9 protein-coding genes are annotated in these 15,779 nt (G+C 38.6%); 4 read left to right on the top strand and 5 right to left on the bottom strand.

The genetic code is table 11. From position 1 onward, the window contains the following. Positions 1-143 precede the first annotated feature (143 nt). The 4 genes from IE199_RS03930 to nagX all read right to left on the bottom strand — a co-directional run bounded on the left by IE199_RS03930 (position 144) and on the right by nagX (position 7,155). Positions 144-1,040, bottom strand: coding sequence for a LysR family transcriptional regulator (locus tag IE199_RS03930; RefSeq protein WP_189767468.1), 897 nt, complete (start codon positions 1,038-1,040; stop codon positions 144-146). Between the two features lie 353 nt (positions 1,041-1,393). After that, positions 1,394-4,549, bottom strand: a complete 3,156-nt coding sequence (locus tag IE199_RS03925; protein WP_189767467.1) for an efflux RND transporter permease subunit — start codon at positions 4,547-4,549, stop codon at positions 1,394-1,396. Between the two features lie 4 nt (positions 4,550-4,553). Continuing rightward, on the bottom strand, positions 4,554-5,747 hold the full coding sequence (locus tag IE199_RS03920; RefSeq protein ID WP_189767466.1) for an efflux RND transporter periplasmic adaptor subunit: 1,194 nt from the start codon (positions 5,745-5,747) through the stop codon (positions 4,554-4,556). Positions 5,748-6,012: 265 nt separating this feature from the next. Then, entirely contained in the window at positions 6,013-7,155 is a 1,143-nt protein-coding gene (nagX, locus tag IE199_RS03915) for a transmembrane glucosamine N-acetyltransferase NagX (protein WP_189767465.1), read from the bottom strand. A gap of 194 nt (positions 7,156-7,349) precedes the next feature. Here nagX and IE199_RS03910 point away from each other — a divergent pair, with 194 nt between their 5' ends. The 4 genes from IE199_RS03910 (at position 7,350) to IE199_RS03895 (ending at position 12,883) form a co-directional block, all read left to right on the top strand. Continuing rightward, entirely contained in the window at positions 7,350-7,802 is a 453-nt protein-coding gene (locus IE199_RS03910) for a tellurite resistance TerB family protein (protein ID WP_189767464.1), read from the top strand. 150 nt (positions 7,803-7,952) lie between these two features. Then, entirely contained in the window at positions 7,953-8,783 is an 831-nt protein-coding gene (locus IE199_RS03905; RefSeq protein ID WP_189767462.1) for a CvfB family protein, read from the top strand. 468 nt (positions 8,784-9,251) lie between these two features. Next, on the top strand, positions 9,252-11,582 hold the full coding sequence (locus IE199_RS03900) for a methyl-accepting chemotaxis protein (protein ID WP_189767460.1): 2,331 nt from the start codon (positions 9,252-9,254) through the stop codon (positions 11,580-11,582). Positions 11,583-11,806: 224 nt separating this feature from the next. After that, the gene (locus IE199_RS03895; protein WP_189767458.1) at positions 11,807-12,883 is read left to right on the top strand and encodes a serine hydrolase domain-containing protein; all 1,077 of its coding nucleotides are present in this window, start codon (positions 11,807-11,809) and stop codon (positions 12,881-12,883) included. Between the two features lie 61 nt (positions 12,884-12,944). On the opposite strand, the gene IE199_RS03890 is transcribed toward IE199_RS03895, so the two are convergent. Next, the gene (locus IE199_RS03890) at positions 12,945-15,419 is read right to left on the bottom strand and encodes a TonB-dependent receptor (RefSeq protein ID WP_189767456.1); all 2,475 of its coding nucleotides are present in this window, start codon (positions 15,417-15,419) and stop codon (positions 12,945-12,947) included. Between the last annotated feature and the right edge of the window lie 360 nt (positions 15,420-15,779).

Genomic DNA, 15,779 nt, shown 5'->3' with positions numbered 1-15,779 from the left:
ATTTCGCAGCAGCTTGTGGGCTCTTTTTACAAGGCTGAAGCTAGTTATTCTACCTTATAAGCCGATAACGCAGTAGAAAGTGCCAACAAACGATTTTATCTCGAACAAATTTTAACCGCGAAAGTTCAACTGCCCCTAAGACACTAAGTTTTTAATTTCTTGGCAATAAATTTGATAAAAACATCAACTTTTGCAGATAAAAACTTTCGGTGCGGATATACGGCATAGATACCAAGTTTTTCTGGCGCATAACTAGGTAATATTTCAACTAACTTACCATTTGCAATTTCTTCACGGCAAAAAATGGTGGGTAATTGAAGCATCGCGATACCTGCCACACCTACTTCAACTTGCAAATCTGCATCATTGCAAACAAGCCTAGGATTGACTTTAATGTTAACTTTTTCTTCAGACTTAGGGCGAAACTCCCAGTATTTGGGTGTACTCAAGTTGCTGTAGCTTATAACTCGATGAGAAGATAATTTACTAGGACTTTCGGGAGTACCGTATTGCTTTAAATAGTCAGGGGAGGCCAAATAGGCAATGGGTGTTTCTCCGATACGCTTGGCAACTAAATTTGAGTCTTGCAAAGTTCCAATTCTAATCGCCACATCGTATCCTTCAGCAACTAAGTCCACTTTGCGCTGGCTATAATCTACATCAAGGTCAACTTCGGGATAAGCTTTTAAAAACTCAGCAAGAATAGTGTTTAAATGCGCTCTGCCCAAGCTCACTGGTGCCGTCAGTTTTAAAACACCTTTGGGAACTGCTTGCATTGACCCGATCGCTTGTTCAGTACTTTGTGCATCAATAACTAACTGCTGACTACGCTCGAAATATTGTTTACCAGCAGAGGTTAAGGTAATACTTCTGGTCGTTCGATTAAGTAGTCTCACTCCTAAGCGCGATTCAAGTTTGCTTATTTCTTTACTAACGTATGAGGCCGAATGACCGAGTATTTCTGCGGCTTTGCTAAAACTGCCAATTTCAACGGTTTTAACAAACACCACCATACCATCAAAAAGACTACTATCACCCATTAGTTAACTGACTTTTATCATTGCAAACTTGCTTTAATTGTATGCTTAATACCAATTGAAATAAATAAAAGTATTTGAGCCTAAATAACCTCAGGTTCGCATTAGCAATGCGTTTATAGGTGCTATTTTTACTGACTTCTGCGTTATTTTGAAGCGAAATAGCTAACTATTCCTGCTGCAAAAATGCCTTGAACCCAGACAAAAATATCGACCTAGAAAAACAAGAAACTGCTAACTTATTGTTATCTTTTATTTAGCACTATTTCTAATACAAACCTGAGGTTAAATACAAAAAGCAGCCAACAAGTTACCTTGCTGACTGCTTTATTTTGTTACGTTTTACAAATGACTATTTAAGCATTGACTTCTGACTCAATCGGGCCTTCGGCGTAACTGGTTTTTGCTTTTTTACGTCGAAAGAAGCCTTTAGCATCTTCAAAAATAACATAAAGTGTTGGGATCAGAACCAAAGTAACGACTGTCGCAAACAATACACCAAAAGATAATGATACTGCCATTGGAATCACTATTTGTGCCTGCATACTCGTTTCAAAGAAAACGATCGGTACCAGACCTATAAAAGTCGTTAAGGAAGTTAACATGATCGCTCTGAACCTTTTGCTTCCAGCAAATACCACGGCTTCTTTTAATTTAATACCTTGTTTACGCGCATTATTCACATAATCCACCATTACTAGAGAGTCATTAACCACCACACCCGCAGCAGCGATAATGCCGAACAAGGAAAGCGCATTAAGATCCATCCCGAGTAACATGTGACCAAAAATAGAGCCAGTAATACCAAACGGGATGACTATCATGATCATTAGAGGTTGCGAGTAAGATTTAAGCGGAATTGCTAACAGTGAGTACATCACCAACAATGAAATCACAAAACCTTTTAGCTGTTCAAAAAAGCTGTCCATTTCTTCTTGTATACGACCAGAGACTTCTGAATTTAACTGCGGATATTTACGTTTCAGCTGAGGAATAAAGTTGTCGCGAATATCATTTGCAACTTTAAATGGCTCAACTTGGTCGGCATCAACACTCGCCCATACGTTGATGGTACGATTACCATTTTCACGACGAATACGTGTTACCCCTTGTTTAACCGAAATATCAGCTAATTCAGATAGTGGCAGCTCGGCTCCGTTTGGTGCTTGGATCATTACGTCTTCTACGTGACCGACAGAGTTTCTCTCCTCAAGAGGGTAACGAACCATGACTTTTATTTCTTCGGTGTCACGTAAAATACGCTGAGCTTCTAAGCCATAAAAACTATAACCTACTTGTGATGCTATATCTTGCAAACTTAAACCTAAGCTATGAGCTAGTGGTTTTAAGCTAAATTGCACTTCCTTAGCGCTGGTTTGACGACTGTCATTAACATCGCCCACACCTTTAAGAGAATTTAACTTTTCTTTCAGTTCAGCTGCTGCGGCTAATAACACAGCGTCGTCATGACTTTCCAAACGGAAACTGATATCACCATCTTCACGCCCGCCACCAAACAAGTTGTCATCAATTGAAAATGACTTAACGCCTGGCATCACAGGAATAGCAGCACGCCATAGCTCTGCTAACTCAAAGGTATCCATTGGTCGCAATTCTGGATCCACTAACTTAACGGTAATGTCACCTCGTGTTCGACCGTTCAGTCTGACATTCATGTCAGAAATCATTTTATGACCGTGTTCAGTTTCCACTTTTTTATCAACGGCATATAAAATATTTTCAATTCGCAACACGGTATCTAAAGTCGCTTTTTCCGACGAATCAACGTTCATTTCAACAGTTACTCGTGGAAAGTCATGTGGGATCTTAGGTTGACCGATAAACTTGACAAAGCCACCGGCAAATAAACCAGCACTTAACAAGATAATGGCGATAAAAAACATTAACACGGCGTAACGAAACTCTAAAAAGCGTGTTAATGCTGGACGATAAACCGTCTCGACAAAATACGAAAGCTTAGTGTCGATAAAACGACGAGCTCGATCCACTGGATTTTTAGGATTAAACTTTTTCACTTTCATATTGGCTAAATGCGCTGGCAATATTAGCTTTGACTCAACCAGTGAAAATAGTAAACAGAAGATGACCACCCAACCAATCGACTTGTTAAATGCTGATGCTGGACCATCCCCCATAACAAAAGGAACAAATACAGCGATTGTGGTAAGTACACCAAAAGTTGCTGGCATTGCTACGCGTTTAACGCCACGGATTACACTCTCTGTGGTATGGCCTTTTTCTTCCATTTCAGAATAGGCACTTTCCCCCATAACAATGGCGTCATCAACAACAATCCCCAATACCAAAATGAAGGCAAATAAACTGGTGATATTGATAGTAACGTTAACAAACTCCATCGGCATCATCAGTATGGTACCTAAGAAACACACAGGTAAGCCCATCATGACCCAGAATGCTAATCGCATGCGTAAAAATAACGCCAACATTAAGAAAACAAGTATTGCGCCGCTATACATGTTTTCCAACATCATGTCTAAACGGCCTTGCAAGTAATAAGTCATATCCACCCATGGTTCTAACTTAACACCAGCAGGTAACTCATCTCTTTTATGTTCAATATACTGATGAATAACTTTAGCAACATTGGTAATACTTTGATTATCAGCAGCGCCAATAAAGAAAGTAGCTGAATTCATGCCATTAAATTTAGAGTACTGCAGGCCTTCTTGGAAACCATCTTTAATGGTAGCAATATCACCCAACATTACCTTTGTACCATCTTGCAAGGTCAGTACAGGAATACGCTCAAATTCGTAACCACGGTAAGCCTGATTTTCAACACGTAAATTGATGTAGCCATTAGCAGCTCGAATTTGTCCAGCCGACATGTTTCGCGACTGGCTGCGAACCGCACGTGCTACATCGGTAAAGCTTAGTCCGTATTCGCGAAGTTTATCTTTACTAACTTCGACAGAAATTTCATAACCTAAACCGCTATAAAATTCAGAGATATTAACGTTAGGTAATTGTTGTATTTCATCATGAATATTACGACCAAGTTCTTTTAATTCAGCATTGGTTAAATCACCGTATAGTGCAATGTAAAGCACTTCTTGGCGAAACTTGATGCGTTCAACTTTTGGACGTTCCATACCATCAGGGAAGCTTGGGATGGAATCAATTGCTGATTTAACTTCCTCTAGTACAATTTGAGGATCATAGCTTTCATCAACACGAAAGTAACCAGATGAAAAATTACGATTTGAGTAAGTAATTACTCGCTCCAAACCTTGAACTGTTTCAAGTGCTTCCTCAATTTTTATCGTAATACCTTCTTCCACTTCTTGTGGTGCAGCACCTGGATAAGCAGCACTGAATTCAATCCAGTTAATTTTAACTTGCGGAAACATTTGTTTATTTATGGTGAGCGCGGTAAGTAAGCCACCAATGATAATCAAAATCATTAAAAGGTTTGCCGCAACACTGTTTCGAGCAAACCAGGCAATCAAGCCTTTATTGGTATCTTCCATTACGTTACTCCTTTACGCTAGCAATTTGCGTATTGGCATCTTGTTCGGTATCTGAAGATTCTTCTTGAGCAGATGGTAACGCCAGTTTCATGCCATCAACAGGGTAATCTAAGGCTGAAACAATTAGCTTATCACCAGTAGAAAGACCATTCGAAATAATAACATTAGCGCCATCTTGGCGAACAATATCAACGTGAACAAACTGTAATTTTGATTCACTATTTAATATCGCAACTTTATCTTTGTTTATCAGGTGGCGAGGAACAGAAGCGGCTTTAGCAAGCTGTTTACCAATAATTTGTGCATTAACATAGGAGCCAAATCTGAGCGGTGTTTGTGCTGTTCCGCCATTTAACATATACGGGTCTTTTACTTCAGCTACCAAATAACTCATGCGGCTTTTATCGTCAACAACGCCTTCGCTACGCGCGATATTGGCTGTCCATGATTGTTCTTCACCTGCAAATGTACCTATAAGCTTAACTGAGGCATCCGCACCGCGGTCAACCAAAAACTGTAATTGGTTATCTGCAACAGGTAATCTCACTTCTGCCACTTCAGTACCAAGTATTTTCCCTAAACGATTAAACGTACCGACAAAGGAACCTAAGCCAACAGTTCTTTCTTCTATCATGGCGTCATACGGTGCTTTGATATAAGTTCTTTCTAAATTGCGCTTGGCGCGCAGAACTGAAGCTTCTGCTGCTTTAACACGAGCTTGCTCTTGTGCTAGTTGAGGTTTGCGCAAACTCAGTTCCGTAGGGGATGCATTAGAAATTCTGCTCCACTCATCTTCTGCAACTTTACCTCGTGCAACTTCTTCTTTCAGTGAAGCCTTGGCAGAGGCTAAGTTTGCTTCTGCATCAATTAAAGCTGCTTGGTAGTCGCTTGGATCTATTCTTGCCAAAAGCTGCCCTTCTTTGACAAAACCTCCTCGAACAAATAAAGGAGAGAGTGATACGATCTGTCCACTGACTTGTGCGACTAACTCCGTTTCATATTTTGGCTTTACAACACCGTAAGATCCAACTTCTAGTGTTAAAGGGGCTACAGAGATTTCTTCTACTGCAACGATTGGGGTATTATCAACCTGCTCTTTTTCTTCAGGTGGTTTTTTCATGCTCATCAGAGCAAAAAATACTGCAACGCCTGCTGCTAGGATGACAATCGGGAGTATAATTTTCGTTTTTCGAGTCACCGCTTATTCCTCTCAAAGTTGTGTTCAGCTTATAACACTCATGCCATTTAAGCATAACCTATGTTATTACTAAGATATGACAAAAGATGTAAACGGCTGTTACAAAAACTGCGCCGCTTTTACCAACAATGAATGAACTTGTCGAAGATTAAAATTTACTCCTTTATTTTCAGTACCTTAATTAAGTCCGACATTATAAATTAGCAAATAAAAAAAGGAGCTAACATATCGCTCCTTTTTTATTAATTGTGAAATTCGCCAAGTTTTAAACTTTTACGAAAATTTTTCGACAATATAACCAATAAAGTACTAACCATTGCAACAACAACATGCCGCCATACAAAATAACATCTTGCCAACCCGCCGGCGCAACACTGATAAAACCACCAAATAGACTCTTACTGGTATATCCCCAGTTAATTAGACTTGAGCCAAGGTAAACAATAATTGAATTCATGCCAATAACAGCAAAAAATGTTGCCCATAGTTTAGTGTTCATCACGTCAATTAATGTGTAGAACAGTGTCAATAGTAAAACACTGTAGCCAACAGTCACTAAGACAAACGAACTGGTCCAAAGGGTTTTATTGATTGGAAAAATGACTCCCCAAGCATAACCAGCAGCTAGTAATAACAGGCCGACCATGGCCAAAGACGAAATAAGTTTTTTCGGTTGTTGCATATGTTTGATCATATAACGACCAACAAATACTCCAAGTAAAGCATTGACGATAGACGTTACGTTAGATAACAATCCTTCCGGATCTAAAGGCAAGTTACGATAAGTTGCACCTGGTAAAAAGTGTTGATCAAACCATACATTTATTGCACCAGACGCAGTAAAATCACCACCTCCGTATTGCCCTAAGGTTACAAATGATAATAAAATCCAATAGCCGACCAATATACCAATGGCGACAATCCATTGGGTGCGCTCAGAAACATACCAAACGAGTAAAGCGGCAACAAACCATGAAATACCAATACGTCCAAGCACGCTGGCAAAACGAATATCTTCCACTGACGCAGGAATTCCACGTCCCCAGGCATGGTTGTAAATAACACCAAATAAAATCAATAAAGCCAATCGCTTAAATCCATGATGTAAAATTGATTTCGCCTTTTCTGGTGGATAACTTGAAAGCGGTTTGGCCGCTATTCCTAAACTTACCCCAGATAAAAAAATGAATAGTGGAAAGATTAAATCGTAAGCAGTAAAGCCGTGCCATACAGAGTGCTCCATTTGCTCAGCACCCCAGTGGAAAAAAGACCAGCCGGTAATGATGAAAAATGCTGCAAAGAGCTTTTCTCCACCTAAAATCCAAAACATATCGAAGCCACGCAACGCATCTATGGATAATAAGCGTTTCTTCTTTTCGCTAGGGATAGTTTCTTGCCCTTGACTCATATTAAACCTCTTCACTCACACTAAAGACAGCGCTGTCATTTTATTTAGCAGCATTGTAAAGCAGCCACCTTTAAGTTGAAACCTTTATTGTAAGTTTATGGTCGCGTCACAGAGACAATTTGTTGCAAGCTTTTCCTTGAGTTTGTTATGTTGCTTAGTCATATTGTTAATAATCTTGATAAAGGATAATGACGATGCTAAATAAAATTACTCAGTTCTTTCAATCACTTCAGCAAGTGAATGATGAAAGTACACCACAACATTTATCCATAGAGTTAGCATGCACCGTGTTACTTTGTGAAGTCATGAGAGCTGATGGTTTACTTGATCAAGAGGAAAGAGATGCTCTTAATCAGCTTGTACAGCAAAGGTTTAACTTAACGACAAACGACGCGGAGCAGCTGATCTCTCAAGCGATTGATTTATGTGAACACTCAACGGATTTTCACCAGTTTACCTCTATTGTTAATCGCACTTACGATGCAACAGAAAAAACCAAAATTGTCAGCTTACTTTGGCAATTAGCGCATGCAGACGGTCATGTCGCCAGTGTAGAAGAACACACCATTCGACGCATAGCTGACTTGTTACATTTACGCCATAGTGAGTATATTTCAGCTAAAACAGGCGTTTTATCTGACAACTAAGCAATACAAAAATGAAGAGTTGTTAAAATTGCGCCAATATCTCTAAGCAACAACATAACATTATGCTAATTTAATCGATTCGTAGAAATGCCAAGCCTTCGCTATTTTGATTAGGTATAATGTGGCTATTATGCGCAAAATGAGATAACTATGACGCCTTTAGGTCAATTTACCCTACTCACAATCAAATCTATTGTTCCTCAAGGGGCTATGCTTGACACCGAGCAGTTTGGTGAAGTGCTGTTGCCCAATAAATTTATCAATCAAGACCTATCACCAGGCGACGCCATTGAAGCCCTGTTGTATAGAGATGGCTCAGATCGTATTTGTGCAACGACTGAAGTGCCATTGGTACAGGCAGGACAATTTGCTTCGCTAAAAGTAAAACAAGTAAATAAGTTAGGCGCATTTCTTGATTGGGGAATGCCCAAAGACATCCTTGTTCCGCCTAAATTGCAATTACGAAAAATGGAGCAAGGTAAATCATATTTGGTATATGTCTACTTAGACGAGCATACGCAAAAGTTAGTGGCAACCAGTAAAATAGAGAAGTTTATTGATATTTGGCCAGCCGATTACACTGCAGGTCAAACCGTAGATATTATTATTGGCGGTAAAACTGATTTAGGCTTTAAAGCGATAATTAATCATAAACATTGGGGGCTGATCTATCGTAATGAAGTATTCAAGCCTTTAAGAGTTGGCCAGCAGTTAACCGCCTACATAAAACAGGTACGTGAGGATGACAGAATCGACCTTAGTCTGTCTCGTGCAGGCAAGCACAAAGTGAAAGATTTTGAAAGTGAATTCATAGATTACTTGACACAAAACAATGGCTTTTCTCATATTAACGATAAAAGCTCCCCTGCCGATATTTCTCAAACCTTTGGTGTCAGTAAAAAAACCTTTAAAGCGACCGTAGGACACCTGTTAAAAAAAGGTAAAATCGAACTTACACAAACTGGGATTCAACTCAAATAATTGTTATTAAAAATAGCAAATAGACTAACAAAGCCTCGTTTTATAAAGCAGTAATTCAATTACTGCTTTACTACTTCACAAATACTCCCACCCAAGAAAAAAGAAACATATATTTAACATTTACTATTCTATTGATAATTATTATCGTTTAAAATGCCTTCGAGTGTTGCTTATGCAACAACACAATAACATGGTTAAAGGAATAACTCTTTTGACGCTTGTTAACGAATGGATAAGTTACCTTTAAAGCGCCAAACTTAAAGAAAATCGAAACATCTGTGTATTGGGTTTTTACTTAAAAAGACAGTTCAAAATATCTAGGTAGGAATTATTCATTGATAATGATATTCCATAACTTAGAAAGCCTTGACCTCCTTACATTCAAAAGCAGCACCATTTCATTTTCTTTCATTTTTTGTAAATAACAAAAAATACCTTTATTAAATTAATGGCCTTTAAGAACTTGATATGACCATAAAAACCAAGCTTATTATCCTTGCAATATTACTCGCTTTAATTCCTGCGTTAATTTTATCAACAACCATTACTTACAATGCTAATCAATCAGCATTTAGTGCCTTAGAGCAAAAGACAACACAAAGATTAACTTCGCTTAGAGAACTGAAAAAGGCACAAATTAGTGATTATATCAGCGATATAGAAGCACAAATTTCAGTGATGTCGAAAAATATAGCGGTCAAAAGTGCGGCTGAAAAATTTATTCAAACTTTTCACAATAAGGATGTATCTCACTACGATCCGAGCGTTCATCGATTTAATGTTACCCAATATTATCAGCAACAATTTACCCAAACGTTCAAAACAAAAAATGATACATTCAACCTGTCTAGTCAGATAACACAAACGTTAGCTGCGCTAGATGAAAAGGCAATGTACTTTCAAAATAAGTACATTGTAGGAAATCCTAATCCAATAGGAGAAAAGCAACGTCTTACTGCCGCTGGAAATAGTCACTATGATGTTATTCATAGCCAATATCACTCAATGTTTACCCATTATTTAAACCAGTTTGGCTTTTATGATTTATTTATTGTTGACGCAAAAACTGGACACATTGTGTACTCAGTTTTTAAAGAAGTAGATTTTGCGACGTCATTAAAAACAGGTCCGTATGCAAATTCAGCTATTGCCAAGGCATTTAATCAAGCGCTATCTCTTAAAAAGAATACAAACTCGACTTTAGTTGAGTTTGAAAATTATTTCCCTTCATACGACCAAGCAGCTTCTTTTATCGCTTCACCAATTAACAATGCAGCAGGACAAACTCAGGCCGTTTTAATTTTTCAGATGCCAATTGATGGTATCAACAACATCATGACCAATAATAAACAATGGCAGTCGATTGGTTTAGGCTTATCTGGTGAGACCTACTTAGTTGGCCCCAACAAAACTCTTCGAAGTGAAAGCCGTTTTTTAATAGAAAATAAAACCGAGTATTTAGACAACATAAAAAGCTTACTAACCGAACAAACCATAACCAAAATTAAAAACTTTAATAGTGCAATCGGCCTACAAAAAGTTGATACCCTAGGTGTTGAGTTAGCATTAGCAGGCAAGACAGGGGTTAATCAATTTCAAGATTATCGCGGTGAGTCAGTATTGTCTGCTTATACGCCTTTTAAATATGGCAACCACACTTGGGCACTACTGGCAGAAATTGACGCAAAAGAAGCCTATGCCGACGCAGTTTCACTCACTGAAAACCTAATTTATGACGCTATTGTAACTTTAATTATTACCACAATTATTAGTGTTATTATCGGATTATTTGCTGCAAGCCATTTAATTAAACCACTACAAATCTTAGTAAAACGTATCAATGCAATTGCTCAAGGCGATGGCGATTTAACCGTAAAACTTGCATTAGCAGATCGACCCGATGAAATAGGTCAAGTGGGCAAAGCCTTTAATACATTTATCGAAAAAATACGTAATATAATTCGAGACATCGATTTACACGCAAGTCAATTAACAACATCCTCAGAAGAACTTTCTGCAGTCACGTTAAGCACTACAGAAGTAGTTAACAAGCAAAAACATAAAACTGAACATTCTTCACAAATCATGACCGAATTTAATGAAGATATTAAAGATATTGCCAACAATTCAATCGATACAGCTGAATTAACTCAACAAGCAAATACTGAGTCATCACTCGGGGCAAAAATATCAAGCCAAGCTGAACAATCTATTCTTCAACTGGTAAACTCCGTGACTGTCGCCTCAACAGAACTTGAAGCACTAAATAAGCAAATATTAGAGATCACTGACATATTAAATGTTATTGACAGTATCGCCGATCAAACCAACCTACTCTCCTTAAATGCAGCAATTGAAGCGGCTCGTGCAGGGGAATCAGGTCGTGGCTTCTCTGTGGTAGCTGACGAAGTACGAGGTTTAGCAGCTAAAACTCAACAATCTACTATTGAGATTCAACAAAAGATCCATTGTTTACATAGCTCGTCAAACACTTCGGTCAGTGCAATGCAGGATGCAGTAGACGAAGCGCAACATGGTATTGCACTGGTAAAGAGTACGGCTCAAAATTTACAGCTAGTTGCTAATTTAATGGCACGAGTCAGTTGCAAAAATCAAGAAAGCGCACAAGTAGCGCACCATCAATGTGATAATGTAAACCACGTCCATCAAAACATTAAAGATATCGCTGCATATACTGAGAACACCGCGAGCGCATCCTTACAAACATCCCAAGCGTCAGAAGAGTTAGCAATTTTGGCTGTTCAATTATCGACAATAGTAAGGCAATTCAAGTATTAACTAAAACAACAATTATTTAACTATATTAGCCACTTATGGTGGCTTTTTGTTCAGAGGCAAAACATATCTGTCTGATTTTTAATTTGACGCCACTTTCCTTACAGCCCTTTATTCTTAAGCCTTAATCGTATTATTTAGCCATTATTTTCTGATAGGCGCAGTTATTGCTTTTTAACATCGAGCAAGGGTTCACCAAGCCATATTTGATAAAAGGACCAAATAAGATGTTAAAAAAACTAAAAATAACTTCATTCATTTTTCCAATTGCACTTTCAACTTTATTAGCGACACAGGTACAAGCTAATGAGGTAGATCAATTGATTAAAAATACGATGCAGGAGAGAAAAATACCGGGCCTTCAACTAGCAGTTGTAAAACACAATAAAATAATCAAACAAGGTTATTACGGTGTAGAAAGCATCGCAACAAATAAACCAGTGACCAAGGATTCTATTTTCACTATTAATTCAATGACAAAAGCATTTACAGGTGTTGCTGCTATTAAATTAGTGGAGCAGGGAAAGCTACAGTTAAGTGATACCTTAGACATGCATCTAGAAAACTTGCCTAACGCTTGGCAAAAAATGACTGTTCAGCAAGTTTTTAGCCATACTTCAGGACTTCCAAGGGTGCTTAGTGGTAAAGGTGTTGAGCTAATTGGCGATGGAACAAGTGAAGGCGCTTGGCAAGCTGTACAAAAGTTACCAGTAAAATTTGAGGCAAATAGCCGCTTTCAATACAACCAAACAGGTTATGCCATTTTAGGTAAAATAATTGAGAAACATTACCAGCAGCCTTTTGTTAAAGTTCTCGAACAGCAGTTTGTTAAGGCTAATATGCCACTAGCTAAACATTACAGCTTTACTTTTGATCAGCAGAAACTTGATACTCTTGCCCAGCAATATCTATTACCTGATGGCAATAATTTACAAGAAGTCGAGGTAGTATTTGAGCCGTTAATATACCCGGCTGCGGGAATGGCGACGAATGTATCAGAGCTTGCCAATTTTATTGCCGCACTAAAGCAAGGTGAGTTTTTTGCGCCAGAGTTGCTTAAAGATTTATGGGCACCAGCGATTTTAAATAATGGTAAAACGGAAGGTTTTAATAGCAGAGAAAATGGCTATGCCGCAGGTTGGCAGGTGATTGATAGAAAAGTTAACCCTGCGATCAGCGCAAGTGGTGGAGATGCAAATACGATTATCATCTATCCAGAAAAAGAACTTACCATCATAGTATTAACTAACCTAATTGGCGGTTTACCGATAGAGTTTGTAGACGATATCGCACAATACTATTAAGCCAGTAAAAACAAAAACGGCACAATTAATGTGCCGTTTTTCATTCAACAGTTTTATTTACCTAAAAACTTCCACGAATACCAAATTCAACACCACGCCCTGGTAATGGTGCGATATCCTTTAAGAATGAAGTGTGAACTCTAGCCTCTTCATCAGTTAAGTTATTACCTTTGACAAAAATAACAAAGTCATCACCTATACCTTCGAGGTAATAATTAAAGTTAACATCAACTAAAGTATACGCTTCAGTGTCAGTTTCTCTTGGCGCAATATCATCTTGCTTAAAATAATGGCTAACAGACAATTGTGCACTGTATTGATCAGCTAAATAATCAAACTGAGCCCCTACTCGCATTGGCGGAATACGAGGTAAATTACCACCGTCTTTTAACTTAGCACGGGTATAGTCACCAAATATTGTTGAGCGTAAGTTAGCTGACCACTGATAAACAACTTCCGCCTCTAAACCGTACATCTCAATATCACGTTGTTGATAAAGATAGATTGGCAATTCACCTTCGGCATGTTCGTCTTCAGCGTGTTCTTCATCATGGTCATCGTGATCATGTGCACCTTCAGCAAAAAACACTGTTTCACCTTGGAAAAAGAAGTCATCAATTTGATTGTAGAAAGCACCTACAACAAAACCTAAATCTCCTTCAAATTTTCGCCATGTAATATCTAAGTTAGTCGAGGTTTCTAGTTCTAGACGTTGATCACCTAATTCAACGTGTACATCTTCACCTTCATAGTGAAGCTCATAAAGTGCACCAACCTCAAAACTGTTAGTACCGATATGTGGACCATTAGAAAATAGTTCAGCCGCTGACGGTGCTCTTTGTGCATAAGCGACAGAGAAACCAAGGTTGTAACCTGGCTGATAATCCCAAACTAAACCCGCTGATAAACTAACAGGGGTAAAGCTTTGTTTCTCAAAATGACCATCGTCTTCGTGATGATCATCTTCTTCGTGTTCGTCGTGCTCATGCTCTTCATGATCATGTTCGATAAAACTGTCTTTAGCTTCTATTTCAACATGCTCTATTCGAGCACCAAGTTGTAATAGCACATCATCAAAGTGTTTTTCTTCTAACCAAGCCAAAGCAACTGAAGATGTTTTTGATGGTGGTGTAAAAGCTTCTTCTCCAAGCGCTTCAAAATCTGTGTGTTTGTAATGAAGTGTCCAAGCCCCTTTCCAGCCTTCAAATGCTTGATGATATACGTCAAAACGCGCTTCAGTCATTTCATTATTAAAAACAGTACCTACTTCACCATTTTCAATTTCTTTGTGTTGGTAGTCGGTATAGGCAACTTTACTTGAAACTTTGTTGATAAAACCTTGATCAAATGTCAATTCGCTTAGTAATTGAATTCTGTCTTGTTCAAGATCGCCATAGACACTTTCTTCGTGTTCTTCATGATCGTCATGTTCGTCTTCATGTTCATCATGACCATGGCTGTGACCCGGAATGCCATATTCACGTGACAATTTGCCGTAAGAAAAGCCAATAAATCCATTATCTAAAATATAGCTAGAACCTACCGTGAAGCCTGATGCTTTTGCAGCACTATTAGGTAGCTTACCTTTAGCACCAAGTTCATGTTCTTCATGCTCTTCGTGTTCATCGTGTTCATCATGCTCTTCATGTTCATCGTGATCGTCATGAGCATCAATAGATTCGGCATAACCAGGAATTTTGTAATCTTCGCCATCACGCCAAAAGCCATCTAGATGAAAAGCTAATTGCCCAGATGACTTATTAAGTGAGATTGATGCCTCGTCTTCACTAGCTACCGTATTATGCTTAAACATGTAATTGACGTTGTCATCTAAACTAGTAGGCACTCTATCGTCTACTACGTTCACAACACCACCAATCGCACCACTTCCGTAAAACAAGGTTGCAGGACCTCTCAATACTTCAATTTGCTGAGCTGTTGCAGTTTCTGATGCTACAACATGGTCAGGGCCAACACGTGAAGCATCTGCGGCATCTAAACCATTTTGAGTCACTAACACTCTTGGACCGTCTAGTCCTCGAATAATTGGGCTACTGGCAACTGGGCCAAAATACGTAGAATGAACACCCACTTCATTTTTCAACGTTTCACCTAAAGTAGATGCTTGTTTGGTGCGAAGTTCATCTGACGAAATGACGTTTACAGGTAAAGCAGATTCAATGGTTGATGAATGTAATGGTGTTGCGTGTACATCAATAATCTCCATCACTGTTGGTGCTAAAACAAAGTTAACACCACTAATATCTTCTTCAGTAACAACAAGTTTTTTATTTCTGTGGCTAAAGTTTTCTGCTACAACATGAAGCTCTAAAGGCCCTTTCGCCAGATCAGTAAACACAAACCGACCTTGGTTATCAGTTAACACCTGTTTTTTGCTGTTAACAACAGCGACCTTAGCATTTACTATTGGTTGACCTTCCGTAGTCTTTACAACACCAGATACATCTTGCGCTCCAGCAAGATTGGAATAAGCTAACGACAACGCACAGGCTGTCGCAATAGGACTAAGTTTCATGAGAAATCCACAAGTTTGTTTAAATATAAGTACAGGCCGCTTGCCTATGCAAACCACCACATAAAGTTGAATTAGCTTTTAGGTATTAAACCGCTGGTGGGGCTCGTTGCCCAGGCAGTTCTTGATGAAAAGAGATGAGTTGATGCGAGCATTCAAAATATAAGCTTGTATGATATACGCCTATATTTACTGAGATAGGTTTTATATGAGAAGTTTTAGGCTCAGTTTTACTGTGACAAAGTTTACAGTCGAGCTGTTCAATGTTCGTATCACCATTTGGTAGATCATGGGTATGACTAACCGTTGAAAATAGCAAAGCCAGCAGAACAAGAAGCCCTACTAACAGAGAGTTTTTTCGGT

Origin of the sequence: Thalassotalea marina (assembly GCF_014656435.1) — a bacterium.
Classification (GTDB): Bacteria; Pseudomonadota; Gammaproteobacteria; order Enterobacterales; family Alteromonadaceae; genus Thalassotalea_C; species Thalassotalea_C marina.
This window is presented reverse-complemented; position numbering and strand designations above follow the sequence as displayed.